This window comes from Lacrimispora sp. YZC11, assembly GCF_057543815.1.
Window position 1 is genome coordinate 1,103,055 of the sequence record NZ_BAAJYQ010000006.1, and the last position, 22,375, is coordinate 1,125,429.

Consider the following 22,375-nt stretch of genomic DNA (forward strand, 5'->3'; position numbering starts at 1 on the left):
GCAGTCTTCATAAGATAAATTAAGAATGATGAAAAAAGGAATCCTTCATGGCACGCTATACCCCAGTCTACGGAGAAGTAACCTCCGTCAACCCTTTACGGAACTCCGCCACCGACAAAAGCTGTTCTATGATCATTTCCATAATGAGCGAGAGCATAGGACAGACCAACTTTATTGTCACTCCGCAAACCTATGTCTTTAACCAGCACACCTTTAACCCCGGTGACTCCATTGTCGCCTTCTATGATACAAAAGCGCCTGTTCCCCTGATTTATCCGCCTCAGTACGCGGCAGTCGTCCTTGCGGAAAACAGCGATGGGTATGAGGCTGTTTTTGATTATTTTGATGAGGACCTGTTAAATTCATCACAAACCCTGAAGTTAAGCCTGTCCGACCAAAGTGAGACAACGATCCTCCTTTCCAACGGCCAGACCTTCTTTTACAATCCAGGCGGCCATTTTCTTCTTGTTTTCTATGCCTTTACCACCCGCAGCATTCCGGCAATCACCACTCCCCAGACGATTGTGGTCTTCTGCACTCCAGAGAAGAAAACCTAGGAAGGCCCCTGCTACCGGCGCAATAAAAACACCTGGCTTCAAAGGAGTTCCTCTGAGCCAGGCGTTTCTGCCTGAACATATAAGCGAAAAAGCCGGGAGGCTACCTGCCTGCAGCTTTCATATCTTCTGCCGTCATAAATGCACCCTCATAGCCCAGAAATTCACACAGCCTGGCTGTATGGGGCTGCTCCAGCCTGGCCTTTACCAGACTTTCTTTCTCATAGAAAACCTGTTCTCCAGGCCCGTCTGAAAGCACCTTACCGTGGGCCATAATAATGACCCGTTCAAAGTGCTCTGCCACAAAGTCCATATCATGAAGAATCGCCAGCACAAATTTTCCCTTTTCGCTTAAGGTGCGGACAATCCTTCCAAGCACGGCCCGGCCTTTTGTATCCTGGGCAATGGTCGGCTCATCCAAAATAAGCACCTTCGGATCCATGGCCACCACCGAAGCAATGGCTACCATCTTCCGTTCCGATAAATCCAGGTCATAGGGATTTTCCTCCGCGGCCTCCAAAAGCCCTACCATCTCAAGGGCCTCTTCTGCCAGCTTTTTCGCCTCTTCCCGGCTCTTCCCTAAGTTTAAGGGGCCCACCATGACCTCTTCCAGTACCTGGTTCTTAAATATCTGGTCATCCGGATTCTGGAACACATATCCCACCTTTCCGGCAAGCTGCGCCACGGTTCTCCTGGAAATATCCTCACCTTCAAAGAAAATACTCCCTGCATTTGGCTTTAACAATCCCTTTAACAGCTTGACCAGAGTAGTCTTTCCCGCACCGTTCTGGCCGATGATGGCGGTAGGCCTTGCATCAAGACAGAGCTCCTGGTGTTCGATCACCGGTATATCAGGCTGGTAATGAAACGTAAGATCCTGGATCCGGAACACTTCCTGACCGCTTTTCACTTCCTGTCCCTTTACAAAAGTCCTGCCGGTAAGCTTTGGAGGAAACTGCTCCCTTAAACGCTCCATCTGCTCTAATGTGACAGGATAAAGCCTGTCCTCTCCCTCTTTCCTGCACACCCCAAGGGCTCTGCACACCTGAGTGTAAACCGGCGGCTTAACGCCCAGTTCCTCTAAATCATCCCTGGAAAAAATCTGTTCCGGAGTATCATAGGCGATCTGCTTTCCTTTATGAAGAAGGAGGATCTTATCGCAGTAGGAAGCCAGTTTCTCTATCTTCTGTTCCACCATGATAATGGTTATGCCTGTTTTGGCCAGCTTGTCAACCACCCGGAATACCTCTTCACTTCCCTGAGGATCTAATTGGGAGGTAGGCTCATCAAGCACAATGACTTTAGGCTCCATGGCAAGGATGCTGGCAATGGCCACCCGCTGCGTCTGTCCTCCGGATAAATCAAAAGGATTCCTGTCCCTGTATTCCTCAATATCCAGAAGCTTTAAATTTTCTTCTACTCTCTTAAAAATCTCTTCCTTTGGGATCCCTAAATTCTGAAGCCCAAAGGCAATTTCCTCAAAGACCGTATCCTTTGCTCCGGAAAGCTGGTTAAAAGGATTCTGGAACACCAGACCAACCTTCTGGCACAGTTCGGCAATGGGTGTCTTTGCCGCTTCCGCTCCGTCAATGAGGAGCTTACCGCCATAAGCCCCACGGAACATGGTGGGGACCAGACCGGCAAAGGCCTGGCATAAAGTGCTCTTTCCGGCTTTATTTTCACCGGCGATTCCAATAAACTGCCCTTTTTCCACCTGAAAATCAATTCCGTCAAGAGCCAGGTTTGACCTATGGGGATACCGGTATTTTAAATTATTAACTTCGATCAAAGCCATGTAAGCACCCTCCATACTACGGAAACCCCAATGATCAGAGCCATCAGCGCCATGAATGCCTTGTCCCTGCCCGCCAGCCTGTGTTCCCTTAAAAATGTCTTTTTGTTTTTTGAATCAAATCCCCGCACTTCTAAGGCAATGGCCCTTTCTCTGGTGTTGATTAAGGAACTGCTGACCACAGGCGAGATCAGCGGGATAAATGCCCTGGCTCTGACAAGCAGGCTTCCTTCTGTTTCCATGCCCCGGCTTCTCTGGGCATCCATGATGGTATTCATGGTTCCCATCATCTGGGGAATGATCTGAAAAACAGAGCTGATCATATACCCGAATCTGGGAGAAAAGCCTGCCTGCTCCATGGTCTCCACCAGGTCCGCAGGCTTGGTGGTCAACACAAAGGTTGCAAAGGCCAAAAGCATGTTTATGATATTAAGTCCGATTCTGGCGGCATAGAGTAGCCCTTCCTGGTAAAAGGCAAGAGGTCCTAAATGGAACAGAACCTTCTGGTTTTCCTGGTTAAAAAGGCCATGGATCAAAAAGATGGTGATTATGATGGTAAAAGAAAAGGCAATCAGGGGGAAAACCTTCCTTATAATTTTCCCGCTGATCAAAAGGCATAGACTGAAGGCCAGAAACAGGCCGTAGATCCACAGCGCACCCCCGATTAAGGGCGCGCTGACGGCTGCCAGAATATAAAACATCTTGGCAAATGGATGCAGTCTGGTTAAGTAGGTATCTTTATCCACGTAAAGACTGATACTTTTCATATGATTCTGCCTTTCCTGCTTTAGTCCAGACTTGCCACTTCATCATCCATCTCGTAAAGGGAAGTCAGTTTCTTTGGAAGACCTTTGATGATGGCGTACACGATCAAAAGGGTGATTAATTTATCCGGCACATCCACGATGATCTCATCAAGGAAGGAGCCAAAGGCAACAGGAAGCCCTGAGGCCTGTGACCAGGCAAAGACAGCGTCTCCCCAGATATTGCCTGTGGTTCCGCCCCAGAAAATGATATTTAAGGGAGTGGAGATTACAACAGCCGTAAGGCCTGCCACACAGGCGGTGAGAATGGCTCCGGAAAGCTTCTCCATACGGCCAAGCCTTGCCATGATTCCTACCGCGACACCGATTCCTAAGCTGGTTAAGGCATATACCAGGGTAATGGAATCACCGGTGGTAAAGCCATAAATTAAGTTGTTAGCCGCACCGCAGATTCCCCCGATCACGGGTCCCCCAAGAATACCGCCGATGCAGGTACCGATAGAATCCAGCCAAAGTGGAAGCTTTAAAACAGACGCAAAAAGCTTTCCTAAATAATTGATTCCAATACAGGCCGGAATCAGAACAAAACAAGCCGCATTCAATTTGGTTTTAAATAAATTTTTCATCTCAATTTCCTCCAATCATGTTTTTCTTTTAACCTTGATCCATACGGACAAAGGCCTCTAATGCCGTAAGGATCTCCAAATGCTCTCCCCTCATCATGGCTGACTCTCCGCTGGTATAACTGTTGATGTTGTCTTCTAAGGACTCCTCAGACTCCACCACCACGTTTAATATGGAGGCGGTTTTTACTCCCCGCAGTCCGCCCACCACAAATAATGCAGCGGTTTCCATATCAGAACCCATCACGCCTTTTCCAGCCCAGTAAGCGCAGACCTCTTTTTCCTCATCAATGTAAAAGCTGTCATGGCTCCTGGCTATTCCCACGTGAGATCTCGCTCCCAATTCCCCGGCGCTTTTCATGCAGGCCAGCAAAAGCTCCGTATCCGGTATCGCCGGATAGATGGAGTCCGCATAGGAAGACGAGGCCCCATCATCCCGGACAGCTCCATTTACCAGAATTAAATCGCCAAGGCGGATCCCTTTTTGAAGCGCTCCGCAGCTTCCGATCCGGATCATGGCCTTAACCCCGATTCTTGCCAGTTCCTCCACTGCGATCGCCGCAGACGCACCTCCAATTCCTGTAGATACCGCCATAACGGGCACTCCCCTGTATTTTCCCTTAATACTTCGGAATTCCCTGTTATAGGCCAGTTCCTCCGTATCCGTCAGACAGGCTGCAATCCGGTCCAAGCGTTTTGGATCTCCCGGCAGCAGCACATAGGGAACGGCCTGTTCTTTTGACAAATTGATATGAGGCATGATCTCAGCCACAGGTATCATCTCCTTTCACCCTTTTTATGTCCTGAATGTAGCACAAAGAGGCCATCCTGTCAATCTGTTGACGCAAACTATAACCTGATAATAATACCTTTTTCACGAAACAGTCCGTCTATTTCCAACCGGCTGCATTGACTTATCATGTATTCGTGATAAAATGGACTGAGAGATTTACGAGGAGGTTTCCTATGGTCACACTTCATCTGGATGACACTGTTATCAAAAGCCTGAGCAACAATGAACTGAATGTCCTGAAATTTGTCTATGAACACTCGGATGAGGTTTTGGATATGAGCATACAGACACTGGCCGCCCAGACATCCTATTCCTCTGCCACGATTCTGCGCTTCTGCAAGAAGCTTGGGTATTCCGGCTTTGCGGAATTCAAATATGCCCTCCGCGCCGAGGGAAGAAAAGAAAATCCCGGACCCTTGGCTGCAAAAGCCCAGGATTTTGATACCCGGATCATGATTGACAGCCTGTGTTCCAACGTCGAAGGAACCTCCAATCTGATATCGGAAGATCAGCTCAGCCATACGTTCCGGTATTTTGACAGTAACTGCCCCATCTACTTATGGGCCCCAGGAGGGATCACTTCTATTCTAAGCGACTATTTTGAGAAGCTTCTTTTCTCCATCGGACGCCAGAACGTATACAAGATCGAATCCAGTAAAATGGGAGAACATATTTTAAGAAATATCCGCTCGGAATCCCTGCTGATCTTAATCAGCACCACCGGGGATTTCGGTCCGACCGTACGTCTTGGCAAAATCGCCCGGATGAACAATGTCCCGATTCTATCCATCACCCCATATACCAACAATGAAGTCGCCAACTTAGCCACTGTCAACTTCCGCTTCTTCACCAGCCAGCGTGAAAACCGGGGAGCGGAGTTCACTTCCAGGCTTCCGGTATTTTATATGATCAACGCCATAATACGCTGTTACCTTCAGTACAAGCTGTCCGGCCGGGAACAAACGGAACAGGGGGGAAACCATGATTCCTTTATTTGAAAAAGCACATCAACTGCACCTTACGGATACGGAGGAAGAAATCCTTAAGTATTTTGAATCCAATCTTCCCTCGTCCGTGTATACCAATTTAAATGACTTAAGTGCCAGCCTGTATACCTCCAATGCTACCATTGTCCGTTTCTGCCAAAAGCTGGGACTGAAGGGCTATAACGAATTCAAATACCAGGTACGTAAGGAATTAAAGCAGCTTCATCCCCAGAACTTCCGTACCGATGATCTGGTCCATCATTCTCTCGCCCTGTTTAAGGATAATTTAGATCAGATCGATGAAGAGAAGCTGGAAGAGATCGCCGGGCTTCTGACCAGCGACCGGCCCATCTATATCTATGGCTCCAATTTAAGTTCCCTTGCCGCCAAATATCTCCAGACGGTCTTAAACTCACTTGACTATCCCTGTATTCTGGTTGAATGGCGGCGCCTGTTAAATGGTCTTGTACATGAGATAAACAGCGATGCCGTTCTTTTCATCATCACGGCCCATGGAGATGCCAGGCGATATCTGTCTGTATTCCGGAAGGCTAAGGCCCGCGGCACCATCACGATTCTGCTCACCTGTGAGAAGGACAGCCCTCTGATACCCTACAGCACCATCGCACTCTGCACCAATGACCGGAATGAGGAGTACCGTCATGTAGATATCAATCCCAGACTGGGAATCTTCACAATTGTCCAGATTCTGATTGAACTGGCCGCCAGGATCAAACAGAATTCCCAGACAGATGGTGACACCTTTGGTTCCCTGTCTTAACGAAAATAAGAAAGCTGCCCGGTTCCATGTTTCCCATGGCCGGGCAGCTTCCTCTTTGTTTCTTTAATATTTTAATACTTCCCTTACATTTGATGCAATTCCTTCCACTTTCGGCCCATAGATCACCTGGATATGTGTATCGCTGGTGCGGACAATCCCCATGGAGCCTGTTTTCTTTAAAAGTTCATCACTTACCATTGCCATATCTTTTATATCCACCCGAAGTCTGGTCAGGCAGTTGTTCACTGTCGAGATATTATTATATCCGCCAAGTCCCTCTATGATTTTCGATGCGAGGGCTTTTTGTTTTTCTTCCATAGTGCTCTCTAAAACATCCGCCTCCTGCTCTTCGTCAGATACATCGACGGATAGCTGTTTTCTCGTTAAATAGCTTTTAAATACATAATAATAAATGACAGAGAAGAAAGGCCCGGTAATGATCACCCAGTACCAGCGGGACCCTGGCTGAAATACGCCCCAGATCAGGAAATCGATCAGACCGCCGCCTGTATTGCCGATAATAACCTTAAATGCCGACATCAGCATGAAGGATAAACCGCCCATCACCGCATGGAACAAAAACAGCGGGGGCGCAATAAACATGAATGAGAATTCCAATGGTTCGGTAATGCCGGACACAATGCTGGCGGCAACGCCTGCAATCATGAGGGCCTTTACTTTATTCTTTTTCTCCGGAGGAGAGGTTCTGTAAATAGCCAGTGCTGCTGCCGGAAGACCAAACATCATCATCGGCATTTTGCCCTGTCCTAAAAATACCGTAAACGGCCTCAGCTCTGAGATGTTTACCTTGTCTACAAATTGAAGGAAGATATTTAAGCATCCTTCTACTCCTTCATAGGTTCCTCCAATCGAGGTGGTACGGAAAATACCGTTTAAAACATGGTGCAGACCGGTAGGAATCAGCAGCCGTTCTAAGAATCCATAGCCGAATACTCCGACCAGTCCTGTAGCGGATATCAGACCTCCCAGCCCGTCAATGACCATGGAAACCGGTGACCATATGATCGGTGCGGCAAGACCAACAACTGCCATAGCCATGATAACAACAATGGCAACAAAACGTTTTCCTCCATAAAAGGAGATCGCAACCGGAAATGTAACTTTATGATACCGGTTATGGAGTGAGGCGGTCATGATACCTGCAACAATACCTGCAACCGCGCCCATATCCAGGGTTTCTACTCCCAGAATCGTGGATATCTTCAAAGCACCGAAATTCATAAAGCCGGAATTGATCATACATGCCGATGCCACCAGAAATGTATAATAACCAATGAATCCTGCAAATGCCGCTATTTCCTTTTCCTCTCTCGCCATTCCGAAAGAAATAGAAATGGAAAACAGCACCGGAATCAATGTAAATACAACACCTGATATTTTATTTAAAGTAGAAATAATGAAATAGATAAGCCCCTGCTGTAAAAATGGAACAGCCGCCTGTACCTGCGCTTTCATAAGCGCCGAGGTCAACCCCAAAACGATACCGCATGCGGCCAAAGCAGCAATCGGCATCAGCAAACTACGTCCGAGAGCCGAGAAAAAATCCATTGCCCTGTTTTTTTTCATGATAATATCCTCTCCCGTCACAGGCATCCCTGCTCTGCAACGTTACATCCTGTTTTCTTATGATTCTCCATAGGAGCGCATTTCATTTCACTCCCCCCAAGTTTTTGCTTCCCCTTATTTTAACTCCGGCCACATTCCTTTATTAGCTTCAATCAAAGCATCCAGTACCTTTCTTGCTTTCTTTGCATCGCCTATCAGCCTGTTAAGGGTAAATGCCTCCAGAGCCTTCTGATAGGAATTCTCAAAATAAGCATCTACAATCAGCTTTTCACAGGATACCTGGTTAACCAAAAGTCCCAGATAGAACTGAGGAATATTTCCTACTCTCATGGGGCGGGGGCCATTTGCTCCAAGTTCGCATACAACCTCTACCATGGCATCGTCCTGCATATTGGCTATCGCACCGTTGTTCTCAACGATCAGGATATGCCTGTCATTTTTATTAAAAGCAATGGATACCGCAACCTTAATCATCATTTCGGCATGGGCATCGGAAATCTCATCAAACTTATCTCCCAGCTTTCCTTCTTTGATCACCTGGGCACACTCGTAAAAGACCCGCTTTTCTCTCCCAGCCATAACCTCATCCGCACGGGTAAAACCAGAGTCCAGATGGCTTGCCTTATATTCCGGATATAAGTAATACTGGTCATAGGTGTTGGGCAGAAACTCCGGGAAATCTTCCATCATTGTCTTTACCATTCCGTAGGTATCCAACCAGGACTTATCTCTCTGTTCCGCATCCTGGGGAAGGAAGCCGTTCTGGGCAACCATTTCCCTGATCTTTGGAAGTAAGTCTTCTCCAGTATGAACGTCATACATATGGGTGAACCAGCCATAATGGTTCAGTCCAAAGTAAACTGGGTCTAAATCCTCCCAACTGCATTTTAAAAGCCTGCTGCAGGAGCGTACCACATTTTCCGGCTGATCGCAGATGTTTAAGATTCTCTTGTCATCCGGGAATTCTCTGCGGAGCGCTTCCGCAACGATTGCAGCGGGATTGGAGTAGTTTAATATCCATGCCTCCGGCGCATAGGTACGGATATCGTGTACGGCCTTGATCATATCCACACAGGACCGAAGGCCATAGGCCATCCCTCCTGCCCCGCAGGTTTCCTGTCCGATGATTCCCATGCTCAGCGGAATGTGCTCATCCTTTGCACGCATCGGTAGTCCTCCGGAGCGCATCTGCATAAATATGAAATCCATCCCTTCATAAGCTTCCTTGACATCGGTTGTGTAAGAGAAATCCAGTTCCGGAAATCTTTCCTTAAATAAAATCTCACCATACTTTCCAATCGGTTCCTGGCGGTCGTTGTCGATATCGAACAGCACCAGCTTCTTTAAGGGGAACTCCTCTTTGAGTCTGACAAATGACTTTAAGAAACCTAGTGTAAAAGTACTTCCCCCTCCAACGATGCATACGTTAAATGTTCTCATTGTTTTTCTCCTTTACCGCTTTTTTTGCTTATCCTTATCTGATGGCCTTATGATACTTCATTTCATTTAATGTGTAAATAGTTTCACGTGCATACGGATACCATCCCGTATTTCAACATTTATTACTCTTGTAGTAATATTTTTCATTCTATAAAAAACATGATTTCTATCAGAAATAATGACTGCATAAAATGGCGGAGATACAGAGCTTAAACAATTCAGAAGCACTCACGAAAAAGCGGCGGTTCCGCAAATGTTTCCTGCACCTTTGCAGATAAAAAACGGACTCCGAAGAATCCGTCAAAGGTTTTATTAAAAAAACCGGTTCGGATATAATACCCGAACCGGTTTCCTCTTTTTTATTGTCCTTACCAGGCACATCGCTTCTCTTTTTCATGCACCTGACTTAATAGTGACAGATTACGGGGATTCCGGAATAAACAAGGCCATATAAAACCTTTGCCTTATCAGGCGGTAGGTTGATACAGCCATGGCTTCCCTTTGTCTGATAGATATCTCCGCCGAACCTGCTTCTCCAATTTGCGTCATGAAGACCGATCCCTCCGTTAAACGGCATCCAGTAATTCACATGGCTTTCATATTCGTAGGTGCCGTTCGCTTGTTTCTCTCCCCGGAGGACCCGGTCCGTCTCCTTATATGTAAGGGTGAAAATGCCCTCAGGAGTTGTGTGATTTTTAGAAACATTTCCTGTCACACACGGAGAATCCCATACCAGAACACCATCTTTATACATGTAAACATGCTGGGCCGCCATATCTATCTCCACATAATTCCCGCCCCAGGCTTTGCTCCGGTCAGCCACTGTCTGAATATACTTCGGTTCCCTTTTCTGGCTTTGCCCGGACTGAATGAGAGCAGCCAGGGCAGCGGTTTCTCCCGCCTGATCTATCTTCTGGCCATAGGAACCAGGAAGAAGACGGGCCTTTCCATCTGTGACACGAAATGCCCGTTCCTTTCCTGCTGTATCATACTTGTCTGCCAGAGCCTTTATATAAGCCGAAGTCTTATCTCCTCTTACGTTTATCACTTCTCCCGTCATCCCCGATATCCAGGAACAGATTTCCTCTCCTTTTAAGACCTCTGACTGGTCTCCAAAGGCATAGGTGATTTCCATTTCCCTTACACGGTTGAGAGCATCCCGCTGGGCGATCAATCCGGCATCCTCTGAGGTAATGGTTACGGTATCATAACAGCCTGATTCCTCAATGTTTATTTGGGGAAGTTCTTCATTTAACGCAGCCTTGACTGTTGCTTCCAGTTTTTCAAGGTTCACGCTGTTTCCCTGTACTTCCGGAAGGATGGCAAAGGGAATTCCCTGCTGCCAGTCAGTAATCCGGGCATTCCTCGTAACCGTAATATCCTTTCCGTTTATGCAGGTGAGGGAATTCAGCTTTTCTTTTAACTTTCCTTCATCATAGCTGACCACTCCCTTTTGGTTATGGGAATTGTCGGCGGCAGGCCCTGCCACCCGTCCCGAGGCATTCTGTTCCTCCAGGATCGTCTGAAGTCCTTCTGTAAGGACCACCTGATAGGCGATTTCAGGACCGCTTATAACCTCAGTTATGCCGCCCTTGTCCTTAATGGAGAGCTGATATTCCCTGCCATAAAAGCCTTCTATCTGTATCTTCGCTTCCTCAACTGTCATTCCTCCCACAAGAACGCCGTTTATCCTGGTCCCCGGGACAAATTTTGAAGCGTCATCTGCCAGTGCAATCGTCGTCCCTGCCAGCATAAATATGACTGCCAGAAGGATGCCTTTTCCCAACGTACCTGCATGACTTCTTTTTCTGCTCATTTACCATAAATCCTTTTCTAGATATTTGGAAAATAGTTCCACAATTTCTAGGGTAACACGATTTTTACGGAATCACAAGAAAAATCATTCCCCAATTTTCTCCACTCTGGAATACAGCAGCACACCGCCGATGGTGATTAAGCCTCCTGCAATCTGTAAAAGAGCCGGAAACTCGGCAAAAAGGAAAACGGCAAATATGGCCGCAACCACCGGCTCACAAAGCTTGGAAGCCGATACAAAAGAGGGGGACAGGAATTTTAAGCACCAGCTGAAAATGCTATGTCCAAGGAGGGTGGAGAATACAGCCAGAAGAAGCCCCACCACCACGGAACTCATCCCATAACCATGGAAAGGAATTCTTGCCGCTGCCGTAAATATGCAAAGCACCAATGCACAGAAAAAATAGACGATATAAGTGTAGGATGTTGTCGACATGCCTTTTCTCACTTCCCGGCCGATCAGGGTATAGACGGCTGAAAAGATTGCCGCTGCCAGGGCAAGCCCGTCTCCGGACAAATGGTCCCCTCCTGCCGAATAATCTGAGAAGGCAATAAGAAGGCTTCCTATTACGGTAATGGCAATGCTTACAAGGGCGGCTTTTCCAATCCTGCCTTTTAAGAACACGACAAACCCCAAAGCCACCCAGATGACCTCCGTGCAGACGATTGCTGTTGAGCTTGCCACAGAAGTCTGCTTTAAAGATTCAAACCATGCCGTAAAATGAAGAGCCAGAAATATTCCGCTCACTGCGCATAATACCATGGTCTTCCCATCCGTCCGCATAAGCTCTTCCCGGACCTGGGCTTTTCCAAATACCACCGGAGTCATAAGCCCCACCGTCCACAAGAGCCGGTACGCAGCTGTCACCACGGAAGGCGCGTCAGAATATTTGACAAAAATTGCAGAAAGGGAAATTCCTATGACACCGATTACGATCATGACCATGGGATGCTTTTCAAGAACTTTCATTTTTCTTCTCCTTTGTTATCCTTGTCTCAATATATGCCTCCTGATTATAGCATCACTTCCGGTATTGTCAAAGCATTATAGGAAAATAAAGATAATCCATGTTAGCTGATCCATATCATTTTCATCATGTTTATTCCATCGTTTATTAGAGTTTACTGTTTCATTCTGTCAGTTTCCGGTACTGTTTTTCTCTATCTCATACATAAACGCTTATGTTTCTACATTTATTTATTACTTTTTTCTTATCTTTCATCATTCTTCGAACTTACTCTATCTTCCTCTTGAATATTGAGATGATCCATCTTGTACTCCCATAGCTTTGAGCGGCAGGTACCGTGTTTACTAATTCCCAGCCCTGCTGGCCTAACTCATTTAATTCTCTTTGGAATGCACTCTGGTCCACTTTTCCTCCAAAGGTTCCTTTTGCATCGGTAAACAGTGTTTTATATTCAAATCTCTCCATATTCTTACCTCCTGTCATGTTCCATCTGTATTTGTAGGTCCAATCCCATAATACCATGTTCCATCCAACAAGAAAAGGCATACTTTCCCCCGGAAGACAGCTTTCCATTCTGCCGTAGCCGGCTGCTTTTAATGCGCAAAAAATCCGCAGAGTCTGATTTCTCTGCGGATTTTTGGTTCTTTATTTAATTTTCTCTACTCTTAGTCTTCCAGGTATAAATGCATTGGATAGGACATGTACTGAACATTGTCAAGCTTTTCTACTGTTACAAACCCTGCAGGGGCATTCAGTATAGTAGGAATGCGGTTTACAATGTTTGCACAGGTATGTTCTACCGTAGCCGGTTTCTGAACGAAGAAGGTAGTGTCCGGCTCTCCTATGATCTTCCAGTCACACATATCGCCGTCATCCGGACCGTAAACCTTGCCGATGCACTGAGTCTCAATGACCGGTCCCTGGAAGGTTTCTGTGGTAACAACTGCGCTCATGCCGATACAGTTGCCCTTAGGGATCGTGGTTCCCAGGGTTTCGGAATATAAGTCTTTATCATAGAAATAAGGAACGCATTTCTGGGTCTGGGATTTGATGGTCCAGCCCATCTTATTGCACAGTGCCTCATTGGAATTCCATACATAAGACGGTTCCAAAGTGGTGGGATGGGCAATCTTTTCCTCGAATTCCTCAGGAGTAAGACCTGCGCCATGAGCCTCTGCAAGGGCCAGTCCGTAATCTTCCACATTATAGCTGACTGCGCCTTCGATGCGGTCGATCCGGTGAACACCGCCTGCCACACAGCCGATCATATTGATCCAGTAGATGTCCTGCATTCCTGCGCCAACGATGGTACAACCGTTTTCTTTTGCCAGACGGTCCAGGCGGTTGGTAATGGCGGAAGCAGTGGTCCATGGATATATGGCTTCCTCACAGGTTGTCACCACATTGATCCCTCTGGAAACACATCTCTCGAAATGAGGATATACGTCATCCATGAAGCTGAACAGAGTCACTATGGCAATGTCTGCATCGCACTCATCTAAAACTGCATCTGCATCACTGCGGATGAGAACACCGATTTTAAAACCAAGGCCGGCAAATTCGCCCACATCCATGCCTACCACATCAGGGTTTACGTCAATGGCGCCTACAATTTCCGCACCCTTTTCATATAAATATCTTAAAATATACTTTGCCATTTTTCCGCAGCCATACTGTACCACACGGATCTTTTCGTTATTCATCATCATCGTCATCCTTTCCATATAAGAACTTGTTTTGGAGCAGCGCTCCTGATGCATTCATTATAAAGGTTATAGATGGTATCAGGTCAATGGAGCAAAATAACCAAATATCAGGACATGCGGACCGGCACCTGAAGGCGCAGGAACATACCCCTTTCCTTATAATCAAGCGGCATCTCAACGATGACTTCGCAGATGTAATCTCCGATCACCGTGTAATGGTTCTCTTCTATGGTTGCCAGCAGGCGGTCTATGTATTCTTTTTCTTTGGAAAAGCGGTCACAATAGATACAAAGGTAGGAATTGGCCGGTACGATGGTAATCAGTTCTTCCTCAACGTATCCCTGGTCTACAAACACGAACACCTGGGTGGAATACAGGCTTCGCTTCATGAAATTCTCCCGCGTTAAAATAGTCCCTGCATTGGCAAAGTAAAACGGAGATATTTTACGGTCTCCCATATCCTCCTTTAAGCTGCGCAGAAGACGTTCGTATTCATCGATTTCGTAGTCATAAAAATTAGTTTTCGTCTCTTTTACATACATCCGGCGTTTTGGTATGTACTCCATAACAATGGCCCCATCGGGAGGAGCCGCCTCATAGCGGTCATAGCTGTCAAGAGTCCGTTCAATGGCGCGCTTTTGAAGATTAAGTTCCACAATCTTCTGGTCAATGGCATCCCTGTTTTCCTTAAGAAGCTGCTTTACCCGCCCCATATCCCACTTTTTCATGTGAACCCGGATCTCCTTTAAGGGCATACCTAAGGCTTTCATGTATCGGATCATGTCAAGCTGAGCACTTTGGCGAATGTCATAGTAGCGGTATCCGGTGTTTTCATCCCGGTTTACGGGAGAAAACAGCCCTTCCCTGTCGTAAAGTCTCAGGGTCTGCTCTGATATGTGATTGATTTTAGCCATTTCTCCGATCGTCATTTTTTTAACGTTAAAATTTGTCAATTTTATCATATTCATCAATCTCCGCAGTCAATCATGGTGGTTTCTCTCTTTATTATACAAAATAAACTTGATACTTACAATAAGGTTTCTGATATTTTCTTCACATAGTTTAGATAAAAACTGCGGGAGCCGGTCTTGGTCTGGCAATTGCGAAACGGATTGCAGACCGCCATAGCATCGGCATTGAGGTTTAAAGATGATCTGATTCCATGATACAAAAAAGCCGGCATCTTGCCGGCTTTTTTGACGATCTGAGCGGGCTTTAAAAAAGCCCGTAAACTATCCTATTCCTTCTAAATGCTTTAAAATTTCCCTCTTATACTCCATAAATTCCTTTGAGATGTTAAAATCCTTTTCCCGTGGTTTTGGTTCCTTTATGATGATTTCCTTTGTAATCCTGCCGGGAGATCCGGTCAGCATACAGATGCGGTCTGATAAAAGAATGGCTTCGTCAATATCATGGGTGATAAAAAGGGTGGATAGATGAATGTCATCCATCACCTTTAAATACCATTCATGCACGCCCCGCTTAGTCATCATGTCAAGAGCGGAAAAGGGCTCATCAAGAAGAGCGATGCGATTGGAGAACAGATACGTCCTTAAAAGAGCCGCCCTCTGCCTCATACCGCCGGATAGCTGGGAAGGGTACTGCATCTCCGTCCCTTCCAGGCCAAACAGCTTAAAATATTCTCCCGCCTTTTTTCTGGCCTCTGTTTTCTTCATGCCCTTAATAAGAAGGGGAAGTGCCACGTTGTCCACGATGGTACGGTAAGGCAGCAAAAGGTCCTTTTGCAGCATATAGCTGACAGACCCCGGTTTCCCGGTGATTTCTTCTCCATTCAGATACACATGTCCCTCATCCGGCAGAGAAAGGCCTGCGATGATATGAAACAGTGTAGTCTTTCCTCCTCCGCTGACTCCAAGAAGAGATACCAGCTCCCCTTCCTTAAGCTCTAAGGATACGCCTTTTAAGACCGTCTTTTCATCAAAGAATTTTGTAATGCCTTCCACCTTTAAGTGTGTCATAGTTTCCTCCTTTATTTCTGAAAGCAATGAACTTCCCCTTGCTTACTGCGGAGAATTTAGCCGAGGCAGATAATCGTTTGAAAAACCGGCATTTTCCGGAATCTCAGGACTGGACAGGCCATTCTCATTGAGCCAGTCATAAAACCTGTTCCACCGTTTTGGATCTATATATCCCCATTCTTTCTCATCAGCCTGATATTTATCCGCCAGATATTTCTGGCTTTCCATCACCAGCTTCTCATCAAGCTCCGGCGCCGCTTTAAGTAATATGCGGGCTGCCCCCTCCGGGTCTTTCCCGGCATCCTCATACCCTTTGCTCACAGCCCTTAAAAAGGCTCTGGCCGTCTCAGGCTCCTGCTTTAGGAATTCATTTCCCGCAATAATGACCGGCGTGTAATAATCAAATGCCGGATTCAAATCTGCAAATGCAAAGTAATCCGTATCAAGGCCTTCTACTTCCATTTTGACACCTGCCCATGCATAAAAGATCCAGATGGCATCCACTGATTTTGATTTTAATGCGGAAACCTCATCTGTAACCGTGCTGGGAATCAGCTTCACCTTGGAAAAGTCACCTCCATCGGATTCCACCACATCTTTGACCATGGCCTTTTCTACCGGAATATCCCAGGTAGCATATTTCTTTCCTTCCATTCCCTTTGGAGAAGCCATCCCCTCGCCTTTTCTGGAAATAATACCGGAGGTATTATGCTGGATGACCGCTGCTACTGCCGTAATCGGAAGGGCATTTTCCCCTGCCAGTGCCGGTGCCATGGAGTCCTGGAAGGACATTCCGAACTGGGCTTTTCCGGAGGCCACCAGAACTGCCGCCCCATCCTCGGGGGGCTGAACGATTTCTACCTCAAGCCCTTCATCCTTAAAATACCCCTTTTCCTCTGCCACATAAAGTCCGGTATGATTGGTATTGGGAGTCCAGTCCAGAACAAATGTCACTTTTTTTAAATCCGATGAATTCGTATTTGCTGCCTGTTTCCCGGTTCCCCCGCAGGCAGTGAGAAATGCGGCTGCCGCGGCTGCCATTAAAATTGCCAAACCTGTTTTTTTCATTATTTCCTCCAATTCTGTCATATCACTGATTATCCCATGGCATGCATTTCTTAGAAAGCACGTCCACACCCTTCATAAGAAGAAGACTGATGGCCGATATGAGAAAAATGACCGCAAACATCTTATCAAAGGCAAAGGATTTCTTCACCCGGGTCATGTATACGCCCAGTCCGCCAAAGCCTCCCAGCCATTCGGAGATGACCGCTCCGACCACGGCATAGGAAACCGAGATCCGAAGGCTTGCAAAAAACTGCCTCATAGCTCCGGGAAGCTTGATATAGCGAAATATTTTTACTCTTCCGGCTCCCATGGATTTTAATAAGTTCACCGCATCCGGATTCACTGACTTAAAACCGGTAAGCATGCCCACGGTAATGGGAAAGAAGGTAGTCAATACTATGAGGATCACCTTAGGAGCCATTCCGTAACCAAACCACAATACCAAAAGAGGGGCAATGGCTACCGTGGGAACGGTCTGTGTCAGAACGATAAGCGGATAAAAAGCCCGGTAAAGGCCTTCAAAATGATCCATGATCACAGCGATCACAAAACCTGTTGCCACCCCTAGAAAAAGACCGGTAAACGCCTCGGCAAGGGTGATTCCCGCATTGACTGTCAGTACCGGGAATTCCGTGACTAATGCCCTTCCGACACTGATGGGCGAGGGGAGCAGAAAGCGGTCCACAAGACCGAAAGCACTGATCCCCTGCCACAAGACCAAAAGCCCAAAAACCGCAGAGCAGGACCAAAGCTTACTTGTGATGCTTTGTGACTTTCTTTTCAATAGTAAGTACCTCCCCTTCCGGCCGGTAGGTGACTTTGATATAAGCGGCAACAGAGGGAGCACCTGCCCTTATGGCAATGTGCTGGCATTCCTTAACAATGTCCATCAGTTCATCATAATCCCCTTCAATAGCGGTTTCAAATGGCCCTACATAATAGTTCAGTCCTGTGCTTTTGATATAATCGATCACCTGGTCAACAATACGGATCAGTTCCTCATCATTTTTTGCCTCCGGCAATGTCTGGATCGCTACGCTTGCATTCATGTCTTTTCTCTCCTTTTATCATTTATAGAAAACAAAAAACCGCCCGGATGTCCGGGCGGGTGAACAGGCTTAGCCTGTAAGCTTCCTACGCTGGCATTATCCAGATCAGGTTACAGGGTTTAAAGCAATACTGCCTTATCTCAGCCGGACTTTCTCCAGCACCCCTTTTAATTTTCATTGCAAGTATACATCAGGAAGGCGGGAATGTCAATCCCGGCTTCTAGGACAGCAGATTCTGCATGCTGCTTAAGCTGATTCCCAGAGTGGACGTATTATGAAGCAGCGCCGAGACTGTGGGAGTCATGATCCCTCCTGCTCCCAGAAGGATAAGGGCCGTAAATATTATCATTTTCCGGCCGTTTTTGTCACCTGGTCCCAATGCTTTAATGCCAACGCCCCGATCACCGGATCGTACATCACTCCCAGATTCTTTTCGATTTCTTCATAGCAATGTTCCATAGAATAAGCGCTCCGGTATCCCCGGTCCGATGTCATGGCATCAATAGAATCGCAGATGGCTATGATCCTGGCCCCCAGCGGGATCTTCTCTCCCCTCAGCCCTTCCGGATATCCTTTACCGTCAAAACGTTCATGGTGATACAGGACAATATCCTTCAGCTCTTTTAAATGACGGGATTTGCTTAAAATATCAGCCCCTATCCTGGGATGCTTTTTCATGGCCGCCCATTCTTCCCCGGAAAGCCTTTCCGGCTTATTTAAAACAGAATCAGGGATCCCGATTTTCCCGATGTCATGAAGGTGAGCGGCTATATGTATCTTCTCTATTTCCTTTTTATCAAGCTCTAAAAACCCCAAAAGGGCCAGCGCCATATCGCTCACCCTTTGGGAATGCCCCGCAGTATAGGGGTCTTTGGCATCCAATGCACTCACAATGCATTCGATGATTTCATGATAGTCCACGCTGCCTGAAAATAATTCTAATTCTGGTCCGCTATCCATAGTTTCCATACTCGTTTCTTGGGTTAGTTAATGCTAACTACATATCAAATGCAATCAGCATTCTCGCATTCACAGGGCTTCACTATAATAGAAGATATTTTCTGGCCATCTAAATATCCGCAGGCGCTAAGTCCTGCCTGGACCACCTGATTCCAGTTCTTGGCAGAGAGCTGATAAGTAGTTTCATCGTCCAAAACCACCGTACATGCCTCTTCCATGGGACAGGTTTCCGAATAGACGACTTTATACATGTTCTTCCGGCTGATGGCCCCGATTTCTTCCAGGATATTGACCATCCGGTAGACGGTCGCAGCGCCGATGGTCTCATCCACGCCTGATGCCTTATAATAAATCTCCTTGCAGCTGGAACATTCATGCTCCAGTATGACATCCAAAAGAGTACAGCGCTGCTTTGTGATCCTGCAGCCTTTTGCCTTCAGCTTCTCAATGATCAGTTCTTTCTGCATTTTTGTCCTGTGATAGCTTCTGGAGTCAGGCATTTTTCTTTTCTCATTGATGTTCGTTTGTCTCTCCACTTGCGCGCCTCCGTTTACAGGTATTTTTAAGGCATAAACAGCTTTTTCCTTCTGCCGCCTAAATTAATGGCAATGTCCTCCGCAATTTTTGCATTCTCCGCCGCACTGAATGGATTTCCCGTTCTTTTTATCACGAATCATGCTTTTTACTGCCAACGCCACCGCTCCGGCAACAACGACTAAAACAACCAGTGTTCCCATAAAGTACCTCCTTATATTATGAGCCTGCAGGTAAGGTGCAGGCTTCCAGCCGTGGCCGGAGCTTATTTAGCTCCTGCCACGCTGCTTAAATGAACGTTCGATTTTTTTTCTTCCTTTGACGGCCTCACCATCAGGTAAATGAATCCTGCGATCAGGGCAAAGGCAACGATAGTAAAGATTCCAAAAGTTCCTGTGATCACCAGGGATCCAATCTGGAAAACGCAGAGAGATACGACATAAGCCAGAAGGGTCTGATATCCGACAGCAAACCAGAACCATTTGATATTGTTCATCTCTCTTTTAATGGCTCCCATAGCAGCAAAGCATGGGGCGCAGAGAAGATTGAATATCAGGAAGGAATACGCTGCCAAAGGAGTCATGCTGGTCGCAAGCGTTCCCCAGATTTCAGATCCATCTTCTGCAACTTCCGCAAAACCAAACAGGATACCGAATGTACCTACTACGTTTTCTTTTGCAATCAGTCCGGTGATGGCTGCAACCGCAGATTTCCAGTCACCCCAGCCAAGAGGTGCGAAGATCCAGCTGATTGTGCCTCCAACTGCCGCAAGGATGCTGTGATCAAGTTCCAAAGCGTCTAACATCCGGAACTGGCCGTCTACCCAGCCGAAGAAGGAAGTAAACCAAACAAAGATGGTTGCCAGAAGAATGATGGTACCTGCTTTTTTAATAAAGGACCAGCCACGTTCCCACATACTTCTTAAAATATTTACAACTGTAGGCATATGGTAAGCCGGAAGTTCCATAACGAAAGGCGCCGGATCTCCTGCAAACATTTTTGTCTTCTTTAAAATAATTCCTGAGCAAACGATGGCTGCTATTCCTACAAAGTAAGCACTTGGAGCCACCCAGGCTGCTCCGCCGAACAATGCACCTGCAATCAAAGCGATGATGGGAAGCTTTGCTCCGCAGGGAATGAAGGTAGTTGTCATAATAGTCATCTTACGGTCACGGTCATTTTCAATGGTACGGGAAGCCATAATTCCAGGCACACCGCAGCCGCTTCCGATTAACATTGGGATAAAGGACTTGCCAGAAAGACCAAACCGGCGGAAAATACGGTCCATGATAAAGGCAACTCTTGCCATGTAGCCGCAAGCCTCTAAAAATGCCAGGAAGATGAAAAGTACCAGCATCTGAGGCACGAAACCAAGGACAGCGCCGACACCTGCTACGATTCCGTCAAGAATCAGTCCCTGCAGCCAATCTGCACAGCCTACAGCAGTTAAAACGCCTTCAATAACAACCGGCACACCGGGAATTTCCAGGCCAAAGAGGCTGAAGCCCTCTCCGAATACGCCGTCATTGGCCCAGTCAGTAGCCCAGGTTCCAACGGTTGTTACAGAAACATAATATACAAGAAACATAACCAGTGCAAAGATAGGCAGAGCCAGGAAGCGATTTGTTACGATCCTGTCAATCTTATCAGAAACGGTCATTTTTTCCACCTTGTTGCGCGTAAAGCACTCATGGATGATGGATGAAATATATACGTAACGCTCATTGGTGATAATGCTTTCCGTATCGTCATCCATTTCCTTTTCGATCCGGTTGATTTCTTCCGATACATCTGGTACATGCTTCATCTGGGTCTGGATCTTATTATCCTTTTCCAGAAGCTTGATGGCAAAGAAGCGCTTCTGCTCTTCCGGGATTTCATTTCCCAGCTTATCTTCAATGGAATCCAGGACAGATTCCACTTCCGGTGCAAATTTATGGACCGGTACCGCATTGTTTTTCTGATTTGCCAGGGCTACGGCCTTTTTTGCCGCCTCCTGGATTCCGGTTCCCTTTAATGCGGAAATCTCTACTACGTCACAGCCCAGCTTCTGGCTCAGCTTTTGGATATGTATCTTGTCTCCGTTTTTCTCAACAATATCCATCATGTTGACTGCCATGAGCACCGGGATACCCAGTTCCATAAGCTGAGTGGACAAGTATAAGTTACGCTCAATGTTGGTTCCATCTACAATATTCAAAATCGCATCCGGACGGTCTGTGATCAGATAGTTTCTGGCCACCACTTCTTCCAGGGTATAAGGAGAAAGTGAATAAATGCCAGGAAGGTCCATGATGATTACATCCTTATGGCCTTTTAACTTTCCTTCTTTCTTCTCTACCGTTACGCCCGGCCAGTTCCCCACAAACTGATTGGATCCCGTAAGCGCATTAAACAGCGTTGTCTTTCCGCAGTTTGGATTACCTGCTAATGCAATCTTAATTGACATACTCTACCTCTTTCTGCCTGTCAGCACCTAATTTGTCAGGTATTAGTCATACCTAACTCATACGTAAAAAGCAATTACTCCACAAGGATCATTTCCGCATCCGCTTTCCGTAAAGATAATTCATATCCTCTTACAGTCACCTCAACCGGGTCCCCAAGGGGCGCAACCTTTCGCACATAAATGTCCACTCCTTTTGTGATACCCATGTCCATGATCCGTCTCTTGACCGGTCCTTCCCCGGTGAGTTTTGTTACCTTAACTGTTTTTCCGCATGGAATTTCCTTTAATGTCATTGTCTGCCTCCCTCTCTATTCCACCAGAATCTTATTGGCCATATCTTTTCCAATCGCCACTCTGGAGTCTTTTACATTTACAATCATATTTCCGCCCATTTCGGAAACAACCGTCACAACTCCTCCGGATACAAAACCCAGATTTTCTAAAAAACGTCTTGTTTCTTCCTTGCCGCCCACCTTGCGGATCACATTAGGTTCACCTGTTTTCACCATTGTCAGAGGCATCATCCA

At 46.6% G+C, this 22,375-nt stretch carries 25 protein-coding genes and 1 riboswitch; of the genes, 3 read left to right on the forward strand and 22 right to left on the reverse strand.

The features are described from left to right. The first annotated feature begins 47 nt into the window (after window positions 1-47). Window positions 48-557 carry a hypothetical protein gene (locus AC27IJ_RS11375; RefSeq protein ID WP_312500639.1) on the forward strand — a complete coding sequence of 170 codons (510 nt, stop codon included), beginning with the start codon at window positions 48-50 and terminating at the stop codon, window positions 555-557. A gap of 100 nt (window positions 558-657) precedes the next feature. Here AC27IJ_RS11375 and AC27IJ_RS11380 read toward each other — a convergent pair whose 3' ends face one another. Genes AC27IJ_RS11380 through AC27IJ_RS11395 form a run of 4 tightly spaced genes read right to left on the reverse strand, consistent with a single transcriptional unit; the run spans window position 658 to window position 4,505 of the window. Next, window positions 658-2,349, reverse strand: a complete 1,692-nt coding sequence (locus tag AC27IJ_RS11380; RefSeq protein ID WP_312442658.1) for an ABC transporter ATP-binding protein — start codon at window positions 2,347-2,349, stop codon at window positions 658-660. After that, window positions 2,340-3,113: an energy-coupling factor transporter transmembrane component T family protein gene (locus AC27IJ_RS11385; protein WP_487148892.1), complete on the reverse strand. Its 774-nt coding sequence runs from the start codon at window positions 3,111-3,113 to the stop codon at window positions 2,340-2,342. The genes AC27IJ_RS11380 and AC27IJ_RS11385 overlap by 10 nt, the downstream gene beginning before the upstream one ends. A gap of 20 nt (window positions 3,114-3,133) precedes the next feature. After that, window positions 3,134-3,736, reverse strand: a complete 603-nt coding sequence (locus AC27IJ_RS11390) for an ECF transporter S component (RefSeq protein ID WP_312442654.1) — start codon at window positions 3,734-3,736, stop codon at window positions 3,134-3,136. Between the two features lie 28 nt (window positions 3,737-3,764). Continuing rightward, window positions 3,765-4,505 carry a nucleoside phosphorylase gene (locus tag AC27IJ_RS11395; RefSeq protein WP_312442652.1) on the reverse strand — a complete coding sequence of 247 codons (741 nt, stop codon included), beginning with the start codon at window positions 4,503-4,505 and terminating at the stop codon, window positions 3,765-3,767. Between the two features lie 194 nt (window positions 4,506-4,699). Here AC27IJ_RS11395 and AC27IJ_RS11400 point away from each other — a divergent pair, with 194 nt between their 5' ends. Both AC27IJ_RS11400 and AC27IJ_RS11405 read left to right on the forward strand, forming a co-directional pair. Beyond that, on the forward strand, window positions 4,700-5,524 hold the full coding sequence (locus tag AC27IJ_RS11400; protein WP_487148896.1) for a MurR/RpiR family transcriptional regulator: 825 nt from the start codon (window positions 4,700-4,702) through the stop codon (window positions 5,522-5,524). After that, the gene (locus AC27IJ_RS11405) at window positions 5,508-6,293 is read left to right on the forward strand and encodes a MurR/RpiR family transcriptional regulator (protein WP_312442648.1); all 786 of its coding nucleotides are present in this window, start codon (window positions 5,508-5,510) and stop codon (window positions 6,291-6,293) included. The genes AC27IJ_RS11400 and AC27IJ_RS11405 overlap by 17 nt, the downstream gene beginning before the upstream one ends. 63 nt (window positions 6,294-6,356) lie before the next feature. On the opposite strand, the gene AC27IJ_RS11410 is transcribed toward AC27IJ_RS11405, so the two are convergent. The 18 genes from AC27IJ_RS11410 to AC27IJ_RS11495 form a co-directional block, all read right to left on the reverse strand. After that, window positions 6,357-7,880: a PTS transporter subunit EIIC gene (locus AC27IJ_RS11410; protein WP_330695070.1), complete on the reverse strand. Its 1,524-nt coding sequence runs from the start codon at window positions 7,878-7,880 to the stop codon at window positions 6,357-6,359. A 114-nt stretch (window positions 7,881-7,994) separates the two neighbouring features. Continuing rightward, a complete protein-coding gene (locus tag AC27IJ_RS11415; protein ID WP_312500637.1) occupies window positions 7,995-9,320 on the reverse strand; it encodes a 6-phospho-alpha-glucosidase in 1,326 nt (441 codons plus the stop codon). A 406-nt stretch (window positions 9,321-9,726) separates the two neighbouring features. Then, complete coding sequence (locus AC27IJ_RS11420) at window positions 9,727-11,136, reverse strand: L,D-transpeptidase family protein (RefSeq protein ID WP_312500636.1); 1,410 nt, start codon at window positions 11,134-11,136, stop codon at window positions 9,727-9,729. 84 nt (window positions 11,137-11,220) lie between these two features. Further along, entirely contained in the window at window positions 11,221-12,105 is an 885-nt protein-coding gene (locus AC27IJ_RS11425; RefSeq protein ID WP_312442643.1) for a DMT family transporter, read from the reverse strand. Between the two features lie 265 nt (window positions 12,106-12,370). Next, window positions 12,371-12,568, reverse strand: coding sequence for a DUF4177 domain-containing protein (locus AC27IJ_RS11430; RefSeq protein WP_312500633.1), 198 nt, complete (start codon window positions 12,566-12,568; stop codon window positions 12,371-12,373). 200 nt (window positions 12,569-12,768) lie between these two features. Then, window positions 12,769-13,809, reverse strand: a complete 1,041-nt coding sequence (locus AC27IJ_RS11435; RefSeq protein WP_312442641.1) for an NAD(P)H-dependent amine dehydrogenase family protein — start codon at window positions 13,807-13,809, stop codon at window positions 12,769-12,771. Between the two features lie 107 nt (window positions 13,810-13,916). Further along, window positions 13,917-14,771 carry a MerR family transcriptional regulator gene (locus tag AC27IJ_RS11440; RefSeq protein ID WP_312442640.1) on the reverse strand — a complete coding sequence of 285 codons (855 nt, stop codon included), beginning with the start codon at window positions 14,769-14,771 and terminating at the stop codon, window positions 13,917-13,919. Window positions 14,772-15,041: 270 nt separating this feature from the next. Beyond that, window positions 15,042-15,788, reverse strand: coding sequence for an ABC transporter ATP-binding protein (locus tag AC27IJ_RS11445; protein ID WP_487148901.1), 747 nt, complete (start codon window positions 15,786-15,788; stop codon window positions 15,042-15,044). 42 nt (window positions 15,789-15,830) lie between these two features. Then, window positions 15,831-16,856 (reverse strand): ABC transporter substrate-binding protein, encoded by a 1,026-nt coding sequence (locus AC27IJ_RS11450; protein ID WP_312500632.1) that lies wholly within the window; start codon window positions 16,854-16,856, stop codon window positions 15,831-15,833. A gap of 22 nt (window positions 16,857-16,878) precedes the next feature. Beyond that, complete coding sequence (locus AC27IJ_RS11455) at window positions 16,879-17,640, reverse strand: ABC transporter permease (RefSeq protein ID WP_487148904.1); 762 nt, start codon at window positions 17,638-17,640, stop codon at window positions 16,879-16,881. After that, window positions 17,609-17,905 (reverse strand): thiamine-binding protein, encoded by a 297-nt coding sequence (locus AC27IJ_RS11460; protein WP_025231669.1) that lies wholly within the window; start codon window positions 17,903-17,905, stop codon window positions 17,609-17,611. The genes AC27IJ_RS11455 and AC27IJ_RS11460 overlap by 32 nt, the downstream gene beginning before the upstream one ends. A gap of 64 nt (window positions 17,906-17,969) precedes the next feature. Next, window positions 17,970-18,081: riboswitch (TPP riboswitch) on the reverse strand. 44 nt (window positions 18,082-18,125) lie between these two features. After that, window positions 18,126-18,254 carry a hypothetical protein gene (locus AC27IJ_RS11465; protein ID WP_312501066.1) on the reverse strand — a complete coding sequence of 43 codons (129 nt, stop codon included), beginning with the start codon at window positions 18,252-18,254 and terminating at the stop codon, window positions 18,126-18,128. Beyond that, window positions 18,251-18,874: an HD-GYP domain-containing protein gene (locus tag AC27IJ_RS11470; protein ID WP_331655661.1), complete on the reverse strand. Its 624-nt coding sequence runs from the start codon at window positions 18,872-18,874 to the stop codon at window positions 18,251-18,253. The genes AC27IJ_RS11465 and AC27IJ_RS11470 overlap by 4 nt, the downstream gene beginning before the upstream one ends. Window positions 18,875-18,909: 35 nt before the next feature. After that, window positions 18,910-19,365, reverse strand: coding sequence for a transcriptional repressor (locus AC27IJ_RS11475; protein ID WP_312442910.1), 456 nt, complete (start codon window positions 19,363-19,365; stop codon window positions 18,910-18,912). A 99-nt stretch (window positions 19,366-19,464) separates the two neighbouring features. Next, complete coding sequence (locus AC27IJ_RS11480) at window positions 19,465-19,602, reverse strand: FeoB-associated Cys-rich membrane protein (protein ID WP_054740533.1); 138 nt, start codon at window positions 19,600-19,602, stop codon at window positions 19,465-19,467. 62 nt (window positions 19,603-19,664) lie between these two features. Further along, the gene (gene feoB / locus AC27IJ_RS11485; RefSeq protein ID WP_312500630.1) at window positions 19,665-21,848 is read right to left on the reverse strand and encodes a ferrous iron transport protein B; all 2,184 of its coding nucleotides are present in this window, start codon (window positions 21,846-21,848) and stop codon (window positions 19,665-19,667) included. Between the two features lie 74 nt (window positions 21,849-21,922). Then, window positions 21,923-22,141, reverse strand: coding sequence for a FeoA family protein (locus AC27IJ_RS11490; RefSeq protein WP_100305769.1), 219 nt, complete (start codon window positions 22,139-22,141; stop codon window positions 21,923-21,925). A 15-nt stretch (window positions 22,142-22,156) separates the two neighbouring features. After that, window positions 22,157-22,372 carry a FeoA family protein gene (locus tag AC27IJ_RS11495; protein WP_024291471.1) on the reverse strand — a complete coding sequence of 72 codons (216 nt, stop codon included), beginning with the start codon at window positions 22,370-22,372 and terminating at the stop codon, window positions 22,157-22,159. Between the last annotated feature and the right edge of the window lie 3 nt (window positions 22,373-22,375).